The organism is Rhodococcus pseudokoreensis, assembly GCF_017068395.1.
GTDB classification, from domain to species: Bacteria; Actinomycetota; Actinomycetes; order Mycobacteriales; family Mycobacteriaceae; genus Rhodococcus_F; species Rhodococcus_F pseudokoreensis.
Map to the genome: position 1 here is coordinate 5,268,608 of NZ_CP070619.1, position 19,088 is coordinate 5,287,695.

The 19,088-nt window shown below is 68.3% G+C and carries 14 protein-coding genes and 1 riboswitch; of the genes, 6 read left to right on the forward strand and 8 right to left on the reverse strand.

Going from position 1 to position 19,088, the window contains the following annotated elements:
• Positions 1 to 55: 55 nt before the first annotated feature.
• The 3 genes from JWS13_RS29235 to JWS13_RS29245 all read left to right on the forward strand — a co-directional run bounded on the left by JWS13_RS29235 (position 56) and on the right by JWS13_RS29245 (position 4,278).
• Complete coding sequence (locus JWS13_RS29235; RefSeq protein ID WP_206008890.1) at positions 56 to 1,420, forward strand: SLC13 family permease; 1,365 nt, start codon at positions 56 to 58, stop codon at positions 1,418 to 1,420.
• A gap of 153 nt (positions 1,421 to 1,573) precedes the next feature.
• Complete coding sequence (locus JWS13_RS29240) at positions 1,574 to 2,770, forward strand: CaiB/BaiF CoA transferase family protein (protein ID WP_206008891.1); 1,197 nt, start codon at positions 1,574 to 1,576, stop codon at positions 2,768 to 2,770.
• Positions 2,770 to 4,278, forward strand: a complete 1,509-nt coding sequence (locus tag JWS13_RS29245) for a carboxyl transferase domain-containing protein (RefSeq protein ID WP_206011778.1) — start codon at positions 2,770 to 2,772, stop codon at positions 4,276 to 4,278. The genes JWS13_RS29240 and JWS13_RS29245 overlap by 1 nt, the downstream gene beginning before the upstream one ends.
• A 59-nt stretch (positions 4,279 to 4,337) precedes the next feature.
• Here the strand turns inward: JWS13_RS29245 and JWS13_RS29250 are convergent, their stop codons facing one another.
• The 5 genes from JWS13_RS29250 to gcvP are packed head-to-tail and all read right to left on the reverse strand — an operon-like array spanning position 4,338 to position 11,497.
• Positions 4,338 to 5,720: an L-serine ammonia-lyase gene (locus tag JWS13_RS29250; RefSeq protein WP_206008892.1), complete on the reverse strand. Its 1,383-nt coding sequence runs from the start codon at positions 5,718 to 5,720 to the stop codon at positions 4,338 to 4,340.
• Between the two features lie 2 nt (positions 5,721 to 5,722).
• A complete protein-coding gene (glyA, locus tag JWS13_RS29255) occupies positions 5,723 to 6,991 on the reverse strand; it encodes a serine hydroxymethyltransferase (protein ID WP_206008893.1) in 1,269 nt (422 codons plus the stop codon).
• Positions 6,988 to 7,392, reverse strand: a complete 405-nt coding sequence (gene gcvH, locus JWS13_RS29260) for a glycine cleavage system protein GcvH (protein WP_124394764.1) — start codon at positions 7,390 to 7,392, stop codon at positions 6,988 to 6,990. Before gcvH ends, glyA begins: the two co-directional genes overlap by 4 nt.
• Before the next feature lie 38 nt (positions 7,393 to 7,430).
• Entirely contained in the window at positions 7,431 to 8,546 is a 1,116-nt protein-coding gene (gene gcvT / locus JWS13_RS29265) for a glycine cleavage system aminomethyltransferase GcvT (protein ID WP_206008894.1), read from the reverse strand.
• On the reverse strand, positions 8,543 to 11,497 hold the full coding sequence (gcvP, locus tag JWS13_RS29270; protein WP_241032380.1) for an aminomethyl-transferring glycine dehydrogenase: 2,955 nt from the start codon (positions 11,495 to 11,497) through the stop codon (positions 8,543 to 8,545). Before gcvP ends, gcvT begins: the two co-directional genes overlap by 4 nt.
• Before the next feature lie 122 nt (positions 11,498 to 11,619).
• Positions 11,620 to 11,711, reverse strand: a riboswitch (glycine riboswitch).
• 294 nt (positions 11,712 to 12,005) lie between these two features.
• Here gcvP and lipA point away from each other — a divergent pair.
• Entirely contained in the window at positions 12,006 to 12,977 is a 972-nt protein-coding gene (gene lipA, locus JWS13_RS29275) for a lipoyl synthase (RefSeq protein ID WP_206008896.1), read from the forward strand.
• Between the two features lie 34 nt (positions 12,978 to 13,011).
• The gene (gene lpdA, locus JWS13_RS29280; protein WP_206008897.1) at positions 13,012 to 14,382 is read left to right on the forward strand and encodes a dihydrolipoyl dehydrogenase; all 1,371 of its coding nucleotides are present in this window, start codon (positions 13,012 to 13,014) and stop codon (positions 14,380 to 14,382) included.
• A 21-nt stretch (positions 14,383 to 14,403) separates the two neighbouring features.
• On the opposite strand, the gene JWS13_RS29285 is transcribed toward lpdA, so the two are convergent.
• The 3 genes from JWS13_RS29285 to JWS13_RS29295 all read right to left on the reverse strand — a co-directional run bounded on the left by JWS13_RS29285 (position 14,404) and on the right by JWS13_RS29295 (position 18,326).
• On the reverse strand, positions 14,404 to 15,756 hold the full coding sequence (locus JWS13_RS29285) for an MFS transporter (RefSeq protein ID WP_206008898.1): 1,353 nt from the start codon (positions 15,754 to 15,756) through the stop codon (positions 14,404 to 14,406).
• Between the two features lie 140 nt (positions 15,757 to 15,896).
• The gene (locus JWS13_RS29290; protein WP_206008899.1) at positions 15,897 to 17,402 is read right to left on the reverse strand and encodes a flavin-containing monooxygenase; all 1,506 of its coding nucleotides are present in this window, start codon (positions 17,400 to 17,402) and stop codon (positions 15,897 to 15,899) included.
• Between the two features lie 30 nt (positions 17,403 to 17,432).
• The gene (locus JWS13_RS29295) at positions 17,433 to 18,326 is read right to left on the reverse strand and encodes an SDR family oxidoreductase (protein WP_206008900.1); all 894 of its coding nucleotides are present in this window, start codon (positions 18,324 to 18,326) and stop codon (positions 17,433 to 17,435) included.
• 76 nt (positions 18,327 to 18,402) lie between these two features.
• Between JWS13_RS29295 and JWS13_RS29300 the strand changes: the two genes are divergently transcribed.
• The gene (locus JWS13_RS29300) at positions 18,403 to 19,050 is read left to right on the forward strand and encodes a TetR/AcrR family transcriptional regulator (RefSeq protein ID WP_206008901.1); all 648 of its coding nucleotides are present in this window, start codon (positions 18,403 to 18,405) and stop codon (positions 19,048 to 19,050) included.
• Positions 19,051 to 19,088: the final 38 nt, after the last annotated feature.

Consider the following 19,088-nt stretch of genomic DNA (forward strand, 5'->3'; position numbering starts at 1 on the left):
CAATTCTCGGGGCCGGCTGAGACCAGTTGCCACTGCCACAGAACCGGAGACTTTCATGTCGACCGAGTTGATCCCCATCCTCGCGCTCGCCGTCATGTTCCTGGCGGCGACCGTGCTGCCCGTGAACATGGGCGCCCTCGGCTTCGTTGCCGCCTTCTTCGTCGGCACCCTGTCGCTGCACATGAGCAGCGACGACATCATCGCCGGATTCCCCAGCAGCCTGTTCCTGACGCTGGTCGGCATCACCTACCTCTTCGCGATCGCCCAGAACAACGGCACCGTCGACCTGATGGTCCGCGGGGCGGTCCGGCTCGTCCGCGGTCGTGTCGCCCTGATCCCCTGGGTGATGTTCGGGATCACGGCGGTCCTCACCGCGATCGGCGCGCTCGGCCCCGCCGCCGTGGCGATCGTCGCGCCGATCGCCCTCGGCTTCGCCGCGCGGTACAAGATCAACGCACTCCTGATGGGCATGATGGTCGTGCACGGAGCCCAGGCCGGCGGATTCTCGCCGATCAGCATCTACGGCGTCACGGTCAACGACATCGCGTCCAAGGCGGGACTGACCAACAGCCCGCTCACGCTCTTTCTCGGAAGTCTCTTGTTCAATGCCGCGATCGGGGTGCTCCTATTCGTGTTCCTCGGCGGACGGGACCTGATCGGTCGCAGCGTGCACGACGACGGTGTCGAAGACACGGCGGGAACGGGTGCCGGCGGCTCGCGCGGGGGAGCGCCCACGACCGGCGGCGACCCGGGGTCGGGCGGGGCCACCGCCACCAAGGTGCGTCCGGCGCAGACCGTCGCGGGCTCACCCGCGCGCTCCGGCGTCACGTTCGATCAGGCCATCACCCTGGTGGGTCTCGCCGCCCTCGCGGTGTTCTCGCTGATCCTCGATCTGGACGTGGGGTTCATCTCGATGACGGTGGCCGTCGTCCTGGCGCTCGCCTCGCCGAAGGCGCAGAAGGGTGCGATCGCGCAGATCAGCTGGTCGACGGTGCTGCTCATCGGCGGCGTCCTCACCTTCGTGGGCGTCCTGCAGGAGGCGGGCACCGTCGAGTACGTCGGCAACGCCGTGGCAAGCCTGGGCATGCCTCTTCTCGTCGCCCTGCTCCTCTGCTACATCGGGGCCATTGTCTCCGCCTTCGCCTCGTCCACGGCGATCCTGGGAGCGACGATTCCCCTTGCCGTTCCGTTCCTTCTCGCCGGTGAGGTGGGTGCGGTCGGCGTCATCGTGGCCCTCGCCATCTCCTCGACCATCGTCGACGTCAGCCCGTTCTCGACCAACGGAGCGCTGGTCCTCGCGAACGCGCAGAACGTCGATCGAGACCGCTTCTACAAGCAGATCCTGAAGTACAGCGCCCTTGTCGTCGCCATCGGGCCACTCGCGGCCTGGGCGATTCTCGTGGTGCCCGGCTGGCTCTGATCGTCGGCGGGTAGGCGTCCGGCCCGCCACCTCGAAAACTCGGCTCTTGACATCGGTCGGATCAGATGTTTCATTTAATTGGCTAGTCCACTAGGTCACTGCACCAACAGTCCAGCTCTCGCGGCTCTCGCCAGGAAGTAACGGTGGTTTCACATGTCCACGAAAACGATGGAGCGCACGGGTCCGCTGCAAGGAGTGGTCGTCGTCGATCTGACGCGCGCACTGGCGGGTCCCCACGCGGCGATGATGCTCGGCGACCTCGGTGCGGACGTCATCAAGATCGAAACCCCGCACGGCGGCGACGACACCCGCGGGTGGGGGCCGCCGTTCGTCGAACCCGCCGACGCGCCGCGCGAATCGACGTACTTCCTGTCCACGAACCGGAACAAGAAGTCGATCACCCTGGACCTCAAGGCCGAAGACGGACGCGACACCCTCGAGTCCCTCGTCCGGCGAGCCGACGTCCTCATGGAGAACTTCCGCACCGGGGTCCTCGACCGGCTCGGGTTCACCACCGAGCGTCTCGCCGAACTGAACCCGCGCCTGGTCGTCCTGTCCATCAGCGGTTTCGGCCACGACGGACCCGAAGGTGGACGCGCAGGCTACGACCAGATCGCACAGGGCGAGGCCGGACTGATGTCGCTGACCGGACCGAATCCGGACGACGTCCAGCGTGTCGGCGTCCCCATCGCAGATCTGCTCGCCGGCATGTACGGGGCGTTCGGCGTCGTCGCCGCGTTGCAGGAACGCGAACGCACCGGACGGGGCCGGGTCGTGCGAACGTCGTTGCTGGCCAGCGTCGTCGGCGTGCACGCCTTCCAGGGAACGAAGTGGACCGTCGCCGGCGAGGTCGGTGAGGCGCAGGGCAACCACCATCCCTCGATCTCCCCGTACGGACTGTTCCGCACCGCCGACGGCGCCGTGCAGATCTCGGTCGGCAGCGAAGGGCTGTGGAAGCGGTTCTGCGCGGGCTTCCACCTGGACCCCGACGCCCCCGGCATGGCCACCAATCCCGAACGCGTCGAGAACCACAAGCAGGTCCTCGAACTGGTCGAGGACGCGTTCGGCGCGTACACGAGCGACGAACTCCTGATCGAACTCGACCGGATCGGGGTGCCTGCGGGACGCGTCCGAACCATCTCCGAGGTGTACGAATGGGAGCAGACGAAGTCGCAGGGGCTGCTCATCGACGTCGACCACCGCACACTCGGCAACATCACGCTGCCCGGCCCGCCACTGCGGTTCTTCGAACCGGACGGCACCGAGGTCACCGAGACCCGGCACACCGCACCGCCGGTCCTGGGCGCGGACAACGAGAGCGTGCTGTCGTGGCTGAAGGAATGCAGCTGATGGCGCGCCTGACCGCTCCCGAACTGCTCGATCTGGTGGTCGACGCCGGCACATGGGAGTCGTGGGACACCCCGCCGATCCAGATCGCGGCGGACTCCGAGTACGCCGACGAGCTTCTCCGCGCGCAGGAGAAGACCGGCCTCGACGAGGCGGTGCTCACCGGAGTCGCCACCATCCGCGGCCGTCGAACCGCAATCCTCGTCTGCGAGTTCGGTTTTCTCGGCGGCTCCATCGGCGTGGCGGCGGGGGAGCGTCTGGTCGCCGCGATCCGCCGCGCCACCCACGAGCGGCTTCCGCTGCTCGCCCTCCCCACCTCGGGTGGGACGCGTATGCAGGAGGGGACGACCGCGTTCCTGCAGATGGTCAAGATCACGGCGGCGGTGATCAAGCACAAGGAGGCGCACCTGCCGTATCTCGTCTACCTCCGGAGCCCCACGACCGGCGGGGTGTTCGCGTCCTGGGGGTCGCTGGGCCACGTCACCATCGCGGAACCGGGAGCGCTCGTCGGCTTCCTCGGACCGCGCGTGTACGAGGCGCTGTACGACGCGCCGTTCCCCACCGGTGTCCAGACCGCGGAGAACCTGCACGCGCACGGACTCATCGACGCGGTGCGGCCGCCGGAACAGCTCGCCGAGATCGTCGACCGCGCGCTGCGCATCATCACGTCCAGCCGCGGTGGCCGGCCGGCGCCCGCCGACCCCGTCGTGCGCGAGAGTCTGCCGGACGTCCCCGCGTGGGAGTCGGTGCTGGCTTCGCGACGTGAGGACCGGCCCGGGGTACGCGACGTGATGTTCCATTCCGCCTCGGATGTGCTTCCGCTCAACGGAACCGGTCAGGGGGAGATCGATCCGGGTCTGATCCTCGCGCTCGTCCGATTCGGTGACATGCCCTGCGTCCTGCTCGGGCAGGACCGCCGCGGGCAGACTACGCGGTCGCCGCTCGGCCCGGCCGCCCTGCGGGAAGCGCGCAGGGGAATGCGGCTGGCGGCGGAACTGAACCTGCCGCTGGTGACCGTCATCGACACCGCGGGAGCGGCATTGTCGAAGGAGGCCGAGGAGGGCGGGCTCGCCGGCGAGATCGCGCGCTGCATCGCCGACATGGTCTCGCTCGACGTTCCCACGATCTCCCTGCTGCTCGGGCAGGGCACCGGCGGCGGCGCGCTCGCGTTGATTCCGGCCGACCGGGTGCTCGCGGCCGAGCACGGCTGGCTGTCACCCCTGCCGCCCGAGGGTGCGAGCGCGATCCTGCACCACGACATCGCGCACGCGCCGGACATGGCCGCCCGGCAGGGCATCCGGTCCTCCGATCTCCTCGCGAGCGGCATCGTGGACGAGGTGATCCCCGAATTCCCCGACGCTGCCGAGGAATCCACGGCATTCTGCACCCGGGTCGGTGCGGTGCTCCACCGCGAGCTGGCGCTCCTCGATGCGGCGGACACCACCCAGCGACTCTCCGAACGTGCGGCGCGATTCGACCGGATCGGTCTATTGCAACCCGCACCCGCATGACCGCGGTGCCGGGGATCCCGATCGGATCCCCGGCATCGCGTCCATGAGGTGGTCCCGCGTCAGCATTCGACGAGGTTCACCGACACGTTGACGGCCAGACCACCGGTGGACGTCTCCTTGTACTTCGAGCTCATGTCGGCGCCGGTGGCCCGCATCGTCTCGATCACCTGATCGAGGCTGACGCGGTGGGTGCCGTCGCCGCGCAGTGCCATCCGGGCGGCGTTGATCGCCTTGCCCGCCGAGATGGCGTTGCGCTCGATGCACGGAATCTGCACCAGCCCCCCGATGGGATCGCACGTCAGACCGAGACTGTGTTCCATCGCGATCTCCGCCGAGTTCTCCACCTGCGCGGGGGTGCCGCCGAGGATCTCGGCGAGACCGGCGGCGGCCATCGACGCCGCGGAGCCGACCTCGCCCTGGCAGCCCACCTCGGCCCCGGAGATCGAGGCCCGCTCCTTGTAGAGGGATCCGATTGCGCCTGCCGCCAACAGGAATCGCACCGACGTGTCGTCCGGATCCGCCTTCCCCGCCGGGGTGTAGTGCAGCGCGAAGTGCAGTACCGCCGGGATGATGCCGGCTGCGCCGTTGGTGGGGGCGGTCACGATCCGCCCCCCGGACGCGTTCTCCTCGTTGACGGCGAGGGCCACCAGGTTCACCCAGTCCTCGGCGAACGCGGGATCGCGGTGCGGGTCTTCCGCGTTCAGTCGCTCGTACCAGCCGCGGGCGCGTCGGCGCACCTGCAGATTGCCGGGCAGATACCCGTCCCGGCTGATGCCGCGTTGCTGACACTCGACCATCACGTCCCGGATGTGCAGCAGTCGCTCCCGGACCTCCGACTCGGGCCGGAGGGTCCGTTCGTGCTCGAGCATCACCTCGCTGATGCCGAGCCCGTAGTGCTCACTGAGTTCGAGCAATTCGCGAGCCGACCCGAACGACAGCGAGTTCGCGCCGGCGCCGAAGGACACCGCCGGTTCGGCGCCGGTGACGACGAATCCGCCGCCGATCGAGAAGTACGTCTGAGCGTGCAGTTCGCGACCGTCGACGGCGGTAGCGGTGAGGGTCATCCCGTTGGGGTGAAAATCCAGCACCGTCAACGGATGCAGCACCATCTCGTCCTCGGCGAGCGGGATCTCGACCGTGCCGGCGACGCGGATCCGCCGACTCGCCCGCACCGCCGCGAGCCGCGTCTCCATCTCCTCGGTGGCGATGGTCTCCGGCCGATACCCTTCGAGGCCGAGGAGGATCGCCGACATGGTTCCGTGCCCGGCGCCGGTGGCCGCGAGCGAACCGTACAGGTCGACACGGACATCGGCGACGTCCCCGAGAACGCCGAGTGCGCCGAGGTCGTCGACGAACGTCCCCGCCGCCCGCATCGGCCCGACCGTGTGCGAACTGGAGGGGCCGATGCCGACGGAGAAGAGGTCGAAGACGCTGATGGTCATCCCTACAGCTCCGGGTAGAGGGGGTATTTGTCGGCGAGAGCCCGGACCTGGGCCGCGAGTGCCGACGTGTCGGTACCTTCGGCAGCGACGAGGGCCTGCGCGATCAGGTCGGCGACCGTCACGAAGTCGTCCCGGCCGAAACCGCGCGCCGCGAGTGCCGGCGTGCCGATCCGCAGGCCGGACGTCACCATCGGCGGCCGCGGGTCGAACGGAACGGCGTTGCGATTAACGGTGATTCCGATCGCGTCGAGGCGATCTTCGGCCTGCTGCCCGTCGATATCGGCGTCCCGGAGATCGACGAGGACGAGGTGCACATCCGTGCCGCCGGTGAGGACGCTGATTCCGGCTTCCTTCACGTCGGGACGGCTGAGGCGCTCGGCGAGGACCTTCGCCCCGTCGAGGCAGCGTTCCTGGCGTTCGGCGAACTCGGGTTCGGCGGCCATCTTGAATGCCGTTGCCTTACCGGCGATCACGTGTTCGAGGGGCCCGCCCTGCTGGCCGGGGAAGACTGCCGAGTTGATCTTCTTCGCGATCGCCGCGTCGCCCGTCAGGATGATCCCGCCGCGGGGGCCGCCGAGCGTCTTGTGGGTCGTCGACGTCACGACGTGCGCGTGCGGCACCGGGGACGGGTGGTACCCGGTGGCGACGAGGCCGGCGAAATGGGCCATGTCGACCATCAGGTAGGCGCCGACCTCGTCCGCGATCTCCCGGAACCGGGCGAAGTCCAACTGGCGCGGGTAGGCCGACCAGCCGGCGATGATCAGTTGCGGCCGGTGTTCACGCGCCGCCTTCGCGACCTCGTCCATGTCGATGAGGTAGTCCTTCTCGGACACCCCGTACGCTGCCACGTTGTAGAGCTTGCCGGAGAAGTTCAGCCGCATGCCGTGGGTGAGGTGGCCGCCGTCGGCGAGGGACAGGCCGAGGATGGTGTCGCCGGGCTTGATCAGCGCGTGCATCACCGACGCGTTCGCGGTGGCGCCGGAATGGGGTTGCACGTTGGCGTATTCCGCGGCGAAGAGGGCCTTGACGCGGTCGATGGCGAGCTGCTCGATGGAGTCGACGTGCTCGCAGCCGCCGTAGTAGCGGCGCCCGGGGTAGCCCTCCGCGTACTTGTTGGTCAGCACCGAGCCCTGCGCCTGCATGACCGCGAGCGGCGCGTGGTTCTCCGACGCGATCATCTCCAGGCCGGTGCGCTGACGCTCGAGTTCCTTGCCGATCAGAGCGGCGATGTCCGGGTCGAAGTCCGCGAGGTCGCGGTTCAGGACGCTCATGCGTTCGCTCCGTTCTTCTCGGCGTACTCGGCGGCGGTGAGGAGCTCTCCGGCGGCGGACGGCTGGACGGCGAACAGCCAGCCCTCCCCGTACGGGTCGGACGTCACCAGGCCGGGGTCGTCGACGGCGGCAGTGTTGATCAGGGTCACCCGGCCGCTCACCGGCGGGTACAGCTCGGAGACGGTCTTGGTGGACTCGACCTCGCCGCACGATTCGCCGGCGACGATGGTCGTCCCGACCTCCGGCAGATCGACGAAGACGAGTTCGCCGAGCGAGTTGACGGCGACGGACGTGATGCCCACGCGGACGGGCTCGTCGGGCAGTTCGGCGCCCGGCGCGATCAGGACCCATTCGTGGTCGTCGGTGTAGCTGCGGTCGTCGGGAAAGGCTGCTGAAGACATGGTTGTACCTTTTTCGGGGCTGAAGGGAGGGGGAGGGTTCAGGAACGGCGGTAGAACGGCGACGGGGTGACCACGAACGGTTCCTTCTTGCCACGGATGTCGACGGTCAGCTCGGTGCCGGGCTCGCGGAACGCGATGTCCACGAATGCCAGCGCGATCGGATGTCCCAGTGTCGGAGACAGGGCGCCGGACGTGATCGTGCCGACGGGCGCTCCGCCGGTCGCGTCGTGGACGGTGTAGTCGGCGCGGGCGGCGCGGCGCCCGGTGCCTGCAAGGCCAACGAGCACCCGCTTTGGGGCCTGCTCCGACAACGCCTGCAGGGCGTCGCGGCCGACGAACTCCTTGTTCAGCCGGACCACCTTGCCGAGACCGGCCTCGTACGGGTTCGTGTCGAGCGTCAGTTCGTGCCCGTAGAGCGCCATCCCGGCCTCGAGCCGCAGCGTGTCGCGGCACGCGAGACCCGCGGGGACGCCGCCACGCGCCGCGGTGGCGGCCAGGAGCGCGCGCCACAACGCCACGGACTGCTCATTCGGCACGTACAGCTCGAAGCCGTCCTCGCCGGTGTAACCGGTGCGGGCCAGGAGGACGTCGATGCCGGCGACGACCGCGCGAGTGACCGCGTAGTACTTCAGTTCCGCGACGGTCTCCACCTGCGAGGCGGGAACGAGGGACTGCACGATGTCCTGTGCTGCCGGTCCCTGCACCGCGATCAGCGCGGTCTCCGTGGACTGGTCGTCGACCTTCGCCGAGAAACCTTCGGCGCGCGCCGCCAGTTCGCGGTACACGGCCGGGGCGTTCGACGCGTTCGCGACCACCAGGAAGTGCTCGTTGGCGAGCCGGTAGACAACGAGATCGTCGATCACGCCGCCGTCCGCGTTGCACAGGAGCGAGTACTTGGCCCGGCCGACGCCGATCTTCGACAGCTCGCCGGCCAGAGCGTAGTCCAGCAGTGCGCCGGATTCGGTTCCGGTGACGGCGATCTCACCCATGTGTGAGAGGTCGAACAGTCCGGCGGACGTGCGGACGGCGTGGTGCTCGGCGAGTTCGCTGTCGTACTTCAGCGGCATCTGCCAGCCGGCGAAGTCGGTGAAATGCGCTCCGAGAGAATTGTGCTCGCCGAGCAGCGGGGACGTGGGCGTCGTGGTGAGGGTCATGCGAAGGCCTCCTCGGGGGTCTCGGCGAAGGCCGGGGAATTGATGTCGGTGGTGTTCTCGAAGGCCTCGGGCGCGGGGCACGAGCACACGAGGTTGCGGTCGCCGTGGACGCCGTCGATGCGGCGAACCGGCGGCCAGTACTTGCCGGCACGCAGCGACGCGACCGGGAAGGCGGCCAGGTGCCGCGGATAGGGCAGATCCCAGTTGTCGGCGGTGACCTGATCCGCGGTGTGCGGGGCCTGACGCAGCGGGCTGCGTTCGAGCGGCCACACACCCTCGCCGACCAGGTCGATTTCGCGGCGGATCGAGATCATTGCCTCGATGAAGCGGTCGAGTTCGGCCAGATCCTCGGATTCGGTGGGCTCCACCATCAGCGTGCCGCTGACGGGGAACGACAGGGTGGGAGCGTGGAAACCGTAGTCGATCAACCGCTTTGCCACGTCCTCGGCGGTCACGCCGGTCGCCTTCGTGACCGGACGCAGGTCCAGGATGCACTCGTGCGCCACCAGACCCGACGGTCCCGTGTACAGGACGGGGAAGTGCGCGTCGAGCGACTTCGCGACGTAGTTGGCGGCCAGCACGGCGGACTTGGTGGCCTCCGTCAGTCCGTCCGGGCCCATCAGCGCGATGTACGCCCACGTGATGGGCAGGATGCCGGCGGAGCCGTAGTTGGCCGCCGATACCGGAGTGCCGAGTTGGTCTCCGCCGAGCGGGTTGCCGGGCAGGAACGGCGCCAGATGCTTGCGCACCGCGACCGGTCCGACGCCGGGGCCGCCGCCGCCGTGCGGGATGCAGAACGTCTTGTGCAGGTTCAGGTGCGACACGTCGCCGCCGAACTTCCCGGGCTGGGCCAGGCCGACGAGCGCGTTGAGGTTGGCGCCGTCGACGTACACCTGGCCGCCGGCCTCGTGCACGAGATCGCACACCGTCCGCACGTCGTTCTCGTACACGCCGTGGGTGGACGGATAGGTGAGCATGATCGCGGCGATCTTGCCTTCGTGTGCCGCGATCTTCGCGCGCAGGTCGCCTAAGTCGATGTTGCCGTTGGACGCCGTCGCGACCACCACCACCCGCATGCCGGCGAGCACCGCGGACGCGGCGTTGGTGCCGTGTGCGGACTGCGGGATGAGGCAGATGTCGCGTCCGTGGTCACCGAGGCTCTCGTGGTAGCCGTTGATGGCCAGCAGTCCGGCCAGCTCGCCCTGCGATCCGGCGTTGGGCTGCAACGACACCCGGTCGTATCCGGTGATCTCACCGAGCCACCGCTCGAGGCCGCGGATGAGCTGCAGGTAGCCGCTGGTCTGTTCGACCGGGGCGTACGGGTGGATGGAGGCGAACCCGGGCCAGCTGATCGGCTCCATCTCCACGGCGGAGTTGAGCTTCATCGTGCACGAGCCGAGCGGGATCATGGTGCGGTCCAGTGCGAGGTCCTTGTCCGACAGCGCGCGCAGGAAGCGGAGCATCGCCGTCTCGGACCGGTGCTCGTGGAACACGTTGTGCTGCAGGTAGTTCGACGTGCGCAGCAGTGACTGCGGCAGCGCGGAGACCGTTGCCTTCTCGACTCGCGCGCCGAACGCGGACAGGACGCGGTCGACGATCTCGTCGGTGGTGCACTCGTCGCAGGCGATCGCGACGTGGTCCGCGTCGACCAGCCTCAGGTTGATGCCGGCGCGGTCGGCGCGGTCGACGACGTCGCGGGCCCCGGCCGGAACGTGCACCAGCACGGTGTCGAAGAAGCTGTCGTGGACCACCGAGTGTCCCGCCGTGCGGAGGCCGCCCGCGACGGCCGTCGCATGTCCGTGGACTCGAGTCGCGATGGCGCGCAGCCCTTCCGGACCGTGATAGGCGGCGTACATGGCGGCGACGTTCGCGAGCAGTGCCTGCGCGGTGCAGATGTTGCTGGTCGCCTTGTCGCGCCGGATGTGCTGCTCGCGGGTCTGCAGTGCCAGCCGGTAGGCGGTCTTCCCGTCGACGTCGACGGACACGCCGACGAGCCGGCCGGGGAGCATGCGCTCGAGCCCGCCGCGCACGGCCATGTAACCGGCGTGCGGCCCACCGAAGAACAGCGGCACACCGAAACGCTGCGCGGATCCCACCGCGATGTCGGCACCCTGCTCACCGGGCGGCGTCAGCAGCGTCAGCGACAGCAGATCGGCGGCGACCGTGGTCAGGGCACCGCGCTCCTGGGCGGCGGCGATGAGCGGGGCCAGATCGCGCACGTGCCCGCTGGCGCCGGGCGCCTGGAACACGACGCCGAACAGGTCACCGTCCGGGAGTCCGCCGGTCAGGTCCGCCACCTCGACGTCGATGCCCACCGACTTGGCTCGGCCGCGCACCACCGCGAGGGTCTGCGGCAGACAGTCCGCGTCGACGACCACGCGGGGCGTCCCCGACTTCGCCTTGTTCGCGCGCCGCATCAGCAGCACCGCCTCCATCACCGCGGTGGCCTCGTCCAGCAGGGACGCACCGGCGAGGGGGAGGGCCGTGAGGTCTTCGATGACCGTCTGGAACGTCAGCAGCGCCTCGAGCCTGCCCTGGGAAATCTCCGGCTGGTACGGCGTGTACGCGGTGTACCAGGCCGGCGACTCGAGCATGTTGCGGCGCAGAACCGCGGGCGTGATGGTGTCGTAGTACCCGAGGCCGATCATCTGGACGCGGGTCTCGTTGCGCTCCGACAGCGTCCGCAGGTCGGAGAGCACCTGCTGCTCGGACCGCGCCACCGGCAGGTCCATGGCCTCCGCGCTGCGGATCTGGTCAGGCACCGCGGCATCGATGAGCTGATCGAGCGTGTCGTAACCGAGAGCGCCGAGCATGCGCTGGCTGGCGGAAGCGTCGGGGCCGATGTGGCGTGACGGAAAATCGCTGGTGAGGGGCGCGCTGCGATGCGCGTGACGGGATTCGACTGACACGAGGTGACTCCGGTTTCGTTGAGTCCGGACCGCACCGGACATCGACAGGGGGCACCTCCCCGCTCTGTCCTGAAACCTGAGAGTTTGGGCGTACCGCTTGCGCGGCGTGCTCTTCACCTTCGGTAAGTACCGGCCTTACGGCCGATTCTGTTCTCCAGAGTTGCCTCTACGCTGCGGTACTGGGGCCTGAGAGATTCCCGGGGAGGAAGTTGCTCCTACGGCGCCTCCGAAAAGGAGGTTCTCCCGCTGCGCGTCAACGGCGTCTTCAGTTGTGGTTGGCCAAACAGTACACAGGCGTTGCGGGTTTGTCTCCCCCGGATTCCTTCGCGGTCGCCAAGCGGCGACGATCTTGCCAAAACGCCTCGTCATTTGGCATCCTCGACTGATCCTCGCTCGGACGTGACCGCACACGCCGATCGATGAGAGCCCAGACAGCCTCGAGTGCAACGGTTGTCGTCGTGTGCTCGCCTTCCCCTTCACTTTCCCCCGTGCCGCGCTGCCGGGGGTCGTCGCATACCGATCGGTCTCGTCCGGTCGTAGGAGTTCCTCCATGACTACAACCTCTGAAACATCTCCGGCCGCCCCGGCACCATCCCCCGTCGCTCCGCTCGCCCCGGCAGGCAGGCGCCTGCTCCGCCTCGAAGTCCGCAACGCCCAGACGCCGGTCGAACGCAAACCGTCGTGGATGAAGGTGCAGATGCGGACCGGTCCCGAATACCGGGACCTCGCCGCCCTCGTCGAGCGCGAGAACCTGAACACCGTGTGTCAGGAAGCCGGATGTCCCAACATCTTCGAATGCTGGGAGGACCGCGAGGCCACGTTCCTCATCGGCGGCAGCCAGTGCACCCGGCGGTGCGATTTCTGCCAGATCGACACCGGACGTCCCGCGGCCCTCGATCGGGGGGAACCCCGGCGGGTCGCGGAATCGGTGCAGACCATGGGCCTCCGGTACGCCACTGTCACGGGTGTGGCACGTGACGATCTGCCCGACGGCGGCGCCTGGCTGTACGCCGAGACGGTCCGGCAGATTCACGAACTGTGCCCGGGCACCGGCGTCGAACTGCTGATCCCGGATTTCAATGCCGACGCCGCACAGTTGCGCGAAGTGTTCGACACCCGGCCGGAGGTACTGGCGCACAATGTGGAGACCGTTCCCCGGATCTTCCGTCGCATCCGGCCGGCGTTCACCTACGAGCGTTCCCTCGACGTGATCACGCGCGCGCGGGAGGACGGTCTGATCACCAAGTCGAACCTGATCCTCGGGATGGGGGAGACCACGGACGAGGTGATCCAGGCACTCCGGGACCTGCACGACGCCGGTTGCCAGTTGATCACGATCACGCAGTACCTGCGGCCCTCGGCCCGGCATCATCCGGTGGAGCGGTGGGCGAAACCGGAGGAGTTCGTGATGCTCGACGGGGTGGCCCGCGAGATCGGATTCCTCGGCGTCCTGTCCGGACCCCTCGTCCGGTCGTCCTACCGGGCGGGCCGCCTGCACGCACAAGCCGTCGCCGCTCTCTGATTTTCTTCCACTTCCGTTCCAGCAAGGAGTTCCCATGTCCCGATCTGCAGATGTCGTCATCCTCGGTGGCGGTTCCGGCGGCTACGCGGCCGCGATCCGCTCGGCCGAACTGGGCCGTTCGGTCATTCTGATAGAAGAGAACGAACTCGGCGGCACCTGCCTGCACCAGGGGTGCATCCCGACCAAGGCGCTGCTGCATTCCGCCGAGGTCGCCGACAATGCCCGCACGGCCGCACAGTTCGGGGTCGACGTCACGTTCGGCGGCGTCGACCTCGAGAAGGTGCTGAGCTACCAGAACACCATCGTCACCCGCCTGCACAAGGGCCTGCAGGGCCTCGTCGACTCCCACGGCATCACCGTCGTCAACGGCCGCGGGCGGCTGGTGGGGCCCAACGGTATCGAGGTCGACGGCGAGCTGATCACCGGTGCGGCCGTCGTTCTGGCGACGGGCTCGTCCCCGAAGACGTTGCCGGGCATCAGCATCGGCGGCAGGGTCGTCACCAGCGACCAGGCGCTGGTGCTGCCGACGGTGCCGAAGAAGGCGATCATCCTCGGCGGCGGCGTCATCGGCGTCGAATTCGCCAGTGTGTGGGCGTCGTTCGGTGCGTCGGTGACGATCGTCGAGGCGATGCCGAGGCTGGTCCCGAACGAGGACGAGACGGTCTCCAAGTACCTCGAGCGGGCGTTCCGTCGCCGCAAGATCGCCGCGAAGACCGGGGTACGGGTCACCGAGGTGGCGCAGGACGAGGACGCGGTGACCGTCACCCTCGACTCCGGCGACGTGCTCGACGCCGACGTCGTGCTGGTCGCGGTGGGACGCGGCCCGAACACCGCCTCGATGGGATACGAGGAGACCGGCGTGGTCCTCGACCGGGGATTCGTGGTCACCAGCGACCGGCTGCGTACCACCGTGCCGAACGTCTACGCGGTCGGCGACATCGTGCCCGGACTCCAGCTCGCGCACCGCGGCTTCCAGCAGGGCATCTTCGTGGCGGAGGAGATCGCCGGGCTCCGTCCGGACGTCATCGACGAGACCGGCATTCCCCGCGTCACGTACTCCCACCCCGAGGTCGCGTCGGTCGGGTTGACCGAGACCGCGGCGCGGGAGAAGTTCGGCGAAGACATCCGGACGGTCGTCTACGACCTAGCCGGCAACGGCAAGAGTCAGATCCTCAAGACGTCGGGGGCGGTCAAACTCGTCGTGGCGCCGGACGGCGTCGTGGTCGGCGTGCACATGGTCGGCGACCGCGTCGGCGAACTGATCGGCGAGGCACAGCTGCTGTACAACTTCGAGGTCGACGCCGCCCAGGCCGCGAAGTTCGTGCACGCCCACCCCACCCAGGGCGAGGCCCTCGGCGAGGCACTGCTGGCGGTGGCAGGCAAACCTCTCCACGTGCACGCCTAGGCCCTCCGGGCCCGTGAGTGGTTAACGAGTCTCTGCACTCGTCAACCGCTCACGGGTGGCGGAGCCGCCGGTCTTCTCGAACCGTAGCCGCGACACGGCGATTCCGGCGAGGGCGAAGGATGCGGCGACGAGGATGTACAGCTGCGTGGGCGACCAGTCGCGGTCGAGGAGGGCGCCCGCGACGATCGGGGACGCGATGGCGCCGACGCGTCCGATGCCGATGCCCCAGCCGACTCCGGTGGCGCGGACGGCCGGCGAGTAGACCGACGGGGTGATCGCATACAGCCCGGCGATGCAGCCGTTGGCGAAGACGCCGATGAGGGCGCCGAGTCCGAACGCGACGACGATGGATGCGGTGGCGGGGACGAAGACGACGAGGAGCACGCCCGCGATCGCCAGGTATGCGATGAGCACCCGCTTCAGGGCGAACCTGGCGGACAGTGCGCCGAGCAGGGTGGCGCCGAAGATGCCACCGAGGTTGAGGAGCACACCGCCGGTGACGCCCTGGTTCGCGGACATGCCCGCCTCGACCAGCAGTTTCGGGGTCCAGCTGGTGACGAAGTAGAAGCCGAACATCGCCATGAAGAACGCGAACCACACCAGCAGGGTGCTGCGGCGCCGCTCCGGGGAGAGGAGCACGCGCACCGCGAATCCGGCGTCCGCAGCGGCGGCGGCGCGCGGTGCGGGCAGTTCGTCGAGGGGCGGCTGTCCGGCCCGTCGCGCGAACGCGTTGATCCGGTCGAGGGCGTTGGCCGGGCGACGGACGAGCAGGAAGTCGATCGATTCGGGGAGCCGGGCGTAGACGACGGGGATGATCACGGCCGTGCACAGACCGCCGAACAGGAACACCGAGCGCCAGCCGAGCGAGTTCTGCAGCACGACGGCGATGATGCCGCCGAGGGTGGCGCCGACGGCGTACCCGGTGGAATTGAGACTCACGGCCAGCCCGCGCCAGCGGTTCGACGCGTACTCACTGGCAATGACGTTGCTGCTGGCGAGGATTCCGCCGATACCGACGCCGGTGAGCGCGCGGAGCAGACCGAGTTGCAGCGCGTTCTGGCTGACCGCCGACAACAGCATGCCGGACGACGCCAGCGCCAGGCACAGCAGGATCATGGCGCGGCGACCGATGGTGTCTGCCCACGGCGCCAGGAACAGCGACCCCGCGGCCATGCCGAACAGTCCGGCGCTGAGCAGGAGGCCGACGACGGAGCCGGACAGATCCCACTCCTGCGACACCGACTGTGCGGTGAACGCCATGACGAGGACGTCGAAGCCGTCGAGCACGTTGAGTAGACCGCAGATGGCGATGGCGCCCCATTGGTAGCGCGTCATCGGACTGCTGTCGATGCGTTCGCGTAGGTCGAATTGCATGCGCGGGACCTGCTCTTCCTCGGAGATGGCCTGTGATGTGGCTCACGACTCACCTACCGTGGCGGACAGGTCACCCGTTTCCAACTCCGATTCCGAATGTCGGAAGGCTCCGCCCGTGAGTACTTGTTAACCGCCGGCGGTTAACAAGTACTCACGGGCGCGAAGCGCATAGCGTCGTCGACGATCTTGCCGTGCCGCAGTGTGACCAGGTCGCGGAAGTAGTTCATCCGCAGCCGCCACGGTGCCTTCGAGCCCTGCTTGGGGAACGACTCCACCGACCGCAGCACGTAGCCGGCGGCGAAGTCGAGGAACGGCTCCTCGTCGACCTCACTGTCCCGCTCCGGGGAGCATTGTGCGAATCCGTTCGCGTCCATGTGCGCGAGCAGTCGGCAGACGTATTCGCACACCAGGTCGGCCTTCAGCGTCCAGGACGCGTTGGTGTAGCCGATGACGAACGCGAAGTTGGGTACCCCGCTGAGCATCATCCCCTTGTACGCCATGGTCTCGGTGAGGTCGATGTCGTGGCCGTCGACGGCGAGTGTCATCCCGCCGAACGCGAGCAGGTTCAAACCCGTTGCGGTGACGACGACGTCGGCGCGCAGCTCGTCGCCGGACTTCAGCGTGATCCCGGTTTCGGTGAAGGTGTCGATGTGATCGGTCACGATCGACACTTCGTCGTTGCGGATGGAGCGGAACAGATCCCCGTTGGGCACGAGGCACAGTCGCTGATCCCACGGGTTGTACCGGGGCGTGAAGTGCTTGTCGATGTCGTAGCCCTTCGGCAGCCACTTCTCCTGTAGTTGCCGGATGCGGCCCTTCATGAATTCCGGGTACCGCTGGCACAGTTGGTAGATCGCCGTCGCCACCGACGCGTTCTTGAGTCGTGTCAGCGCGTAGGCGAGCCGCGTGGGCAGGTGGCGCCGCAACTTGTTGGCCAGCTTGTCCTTGGCAGGCATCGAGATGATGTACGTGGGTGAGCGCTGCAGCATGGTCACGTGCGCCGCCTCGGCGGCCATCGAGGGTGCCAGCGTCACCGCGGTGGCCCCGCTGCCGATGATGACCACCCGCTTACCCGCGTAGTCGAGGTCCTCGGGCCACGTCTGCGGGTGCACGACCTGCCCGGCGAAGCGGTCGATGCCCGGGAACTCGGGGGTGTAGCCCTCGTCATAGCGGTAGTACCCGCTGCAGGACATCAGGAAATCTGCGGTGAACCGGACCGTCTCACCGGTGTCGGTGCGCTCGGCGTCGATCGTCCAACAGGCGTCCGGGGTCGACCACTCGGCGCGAACGACCCTGTGCCGGAACCGGATGTTCCGGTCGATCCCGTGCTCGGCCGCCGTGTCCTTGACGTACTCGAGGATCGCGGGACCGTCGGCGATCGACTTGTCGTTCTCCCACGGCCGGAAGCGGTAGCCCAGCGTGTACATGTCGGAATCGGACCGAATGCCGGGGTAGCGGAACAGGTCCCACGTGCCGCCGATCGACTCGCGGCTCTCCAGGATCGCGTAGGTCCGGCCGGGGAAGCTGTCCTGCAGGTGGTACGCGGCACCGATCCCGGACAGTCCGGCCCCGATGATCAGCACGTCGAGATGTTCGACGGGAGCCTTCGCGCCGGTGGTGTCGGCGGCGGTATCGGTGTGTGACATGGACACTCTCTCGCTGGGTGGGACGGGTGGCTATTTCGGGTCGACGGCGACGTCGTCGAGAGCGACATTACGTGCGCTGGTGGAGCGGCCGAGTTTCACGACCTCCTCGTCCATCAGCGGAAGGATCCGGGGGACCGGGGGGAGCAGGGTGCGATCCCCGATCCGCGACGTCACCACCGCCTTCAGCCAGGCGAAGATCCCGACCCACCGCGGCACGTAGACCCGGCGCTTGCGTCCCGTAAGGCCGTCGACGAACGCGGCGGCGCACGCGTCGACCGAGGTCGTCTTGCCGAGCGGTCCCGGCAGAGCGGCGAGGAATTGGTTGAACGAGGCGAGGTCGTCTTTCGCGTCCTGCACGAGCGGGGTGTCGATCCACGACATGTGGGCCGAACCGACGGCCACGCCGCGGTGCGCGACCTCGAGACGGAGGGCGTTGGCGAAATGTTCGACCCCGGCCTTGCTGGCGTTGTAGGCGGTGAGACCGGCTGCGGGTGCGAACGCGGCGAGTGACGAGACGACCAGGATGTAGCCCTTCCGCTCGATCACGGACGGTAGCGCGGCCCGGACGGTGTGGAAGACGCCGAGGATGTTGATGTCGATGACCCGCTTGAACGTGGCGGGATCGACCTGCATCACCGAGCCGAAGCTGGCGATGCCGGCGTTCGCGAGAACGAAGTCGATGCCCCCGAACTTCGCGACTCCGGAGTTGACGGCCTTCTGCATGGCGGGCAGATCGCAGACGTCCGCGGCCACGGCGAGCGCGACGTCGTCACCGAGTTCGGTCGCGAGGGCCTTCAGCGGTTCGGCGTCCAGATCGATCAGGATCAGTTTGACGCCCTTGCGGGCAAGGGCGCGGGACGTTTCGGCTCCGATACCCCGAGCGGCCCCGGTGACGAGCGCGACTTTGTTCCTGAGCGTGGGCATGCGATCTCCTGGCGTGTGATCTGGCACCGTTCAGTGTCAGTTTGTATCTGGAACTGTGCGGTGTCAATATTGGGGAGTGAGTTCGCCCAGGCTCGACGAGACGGGCCGCACCTACCGTGGTGCGGGCCCTCGCCAACGTCAGGAGGAGCGCCGCGCGCGCCTCGTCGACGCCGCCGTCGAGGTGTTCGGGACCAGCGGATACCGGTCCGCGACCGTCGAGAAGATCTGCTCGACCGCCGGGCTCACCAAGCGCTACTTCTACGAGTCGTTCGACGACAGCGAGGCCTTGCTGCTGGCGGCGTACGCGAGCGTGACCGACCGTCTCCGGGACAGCGTCCTGCGCGGCGCGGGGGACGGGGGCGCCGATCTGGACGCCAGGGTGCGCGGCGCGCTGACCGCGTTCTTCCGGTCCGTCGCCGACGACCCGCGGATCCCGCGGATCGCATTCCAGGAGGTCCTCGGCGTCGGCCCGGAGGTCGACAACGCCTACCGCCGCGTCACCCGGTCGTTCGTGGACGCGGTGCTCGTCGTCATCGGTCCGGCCGTCGACCGCGCCGCGTTCCCGGAGTTTCACCTCCGCACCCTCGCTACCGGCCTGGTCGGGGCGGTGCTGATGATCGCCCAGCAGTGGGTGCTGTCGGAGAACCGTCAGCCGATCGAGACCGTCATCGCCAGCGCGCACACCATTCTCTCGGCCGTCCTGGGTGAACTCGACCCCACGTGAGTGGCGTCGTGTGCCGGGGCACGCTTTAGCACTCACGT